A 1,630-nucleotide genomic window follows, 5' to 3' on the forward strand; every position below is an offset into this window, starting at 1 on the left:
CGGAACTGCTCCTCGTCGAAGCCGTCAATGGTGATCGCATCGCCGGCGCCGTTCTTCACCGTGTAGTTGCTCACCGTTTCCGAGAAGTAGATCATTCTGAGCTTCGGCGACAGCGTCGTGTCCTCGTCGAGGTTCCACTGCCCCTCGATCGACGTATCCGCCATCCAGCGCGTCGTCTTGAAGCTGCCGTCCCAGAACTGGGTATTGATCGTGTTGTTCGAGCCGCCATAGCGCAGGCTGCCGTTCCAGAACACGCCCTTGCCAAGCTCAAGCGACGTATAGGGGCCGGCAAGCCAGCCATTGCCCGACAGTTCCGCATCCTGATCCGTCGGATCCGTCATCCGGTCATAATGGAACGATACACCGACCAGCGCCTTGTCCGAGAGCAGATAGTCCACGCCCATGTTGATCATGGCGAAGCTGCCCCATTTGCTGGTGCTGTCCTTGCGGTTCCTGTCGTCATGGGCAAGGAAGGCGCCGCCGATCCAGACGTTGAACGGCGCAGACGCCGCATCCGCATCGCCGCCTGCCGCCCGCATCTGCGACAGGCTGGTGGCAAAGCTGAGCGTCATCCCCTCCTGCGACGGCGTCATGCGTGCCGTCACCGGATCCGTCGCCTTCTCCATCTGCCGGCGCTGCAGCAGGCCGGGAACCTCGATCGTGTTGGCGATCATGTTCTGGCGCGACTGCACGAAGCCGCGCACGAGACTGTCGATATCCTCGGCAACCTTCCCGGCATCATAACGGATATGATAGGTGACCGTGCCGGTATTGGAGGTGCCAAGCGCACTGGTCAGCCTATAGCCGACGCGGACCTGGCCGGAATAGGCCGGGTTCGGCGTATATTGCAGATACCAGCCGACCGGTGTCGTGACGGGTCCCGCCTGTGCCAGCTGACCCTGGATGATCGTCGCCGTGCCGGCATTGGCAGGCTCGACGAAGGTCAGACCCGCCGCGGTGAACGGACCACCGGTCGCACCGCGGTTGAGGTAGATATCCGGTGGCGTCGAGCCGGCCGGCACATCGACCACCTGATCGGGCACGGTGACGGCACGGGTGACCACCTTCAGCGTATAGGCGGCTGACCCGGTGGCGCCATTGCCGTCTCGCACCTGGATGGCAAAGCTGTAATCGCCTTCGCTACCGGCTGCGAGCGGCCCGTTGAGCTGGCCCGTCGAGATATTGAGCACCATGCCGTTCGGCAGGCTGCCGGAGGCAAGGCTGTAGATCTTCGTCGCCGTACCGCCGGTTGCCGAGACCTGCTGGCTATAGGCCTCGCCTGCCATGGCCTGCGTCAGCGCTCCGCCCGGCGGCGTGAACACGAAGCTGGTCGGCGGTGGCGAGATGGCAAGCGTATAGGCCGCCGCCGTCACCGCATGATTGGCATCGGTGGCGCTGATCGAGAAGCTGTAGCTGCCGGCCGCAGTCGGCGTGCCGGTGATTGCTCCCGTCGCATGGTTGAGCGTCAGCCCGGCCGGCAATGTGCCGGTTACGGCATAGTCATAGGGAGCAGTGCCACTCGAGGCCGTGACCGTCTGACTATAGGCTGTATTCATCTGGCCGGCCGGCAAGGCGCCGGCGGCCGGCGAGAAGACCAGCGTCGGGGCGGTGACGGTGATGCTGACCGCCG

General features: G+C 64.3%; 1 protein-coding gene. It reads right to left on the reverse strand.

The window, feature by feature from the left end:
• Window positions 1-1,630 (reverse strand): putative Ig domain-containing protein (locus GGD46_RS33450; protein ID WP_184711466.1); only part of this gene is annotated, 1,630 nt, incomplete at both ends.

This window comes from Martinezella lusitana (assembly GCF_014207095.1).
Taxonomy (GTDB): Bacteria; Pseudomonadota; Alphaproteobacteria; order Rhizobiales; family Rhizobiaceae; genus Rhizobium; species Rhizobium lusitanum_B.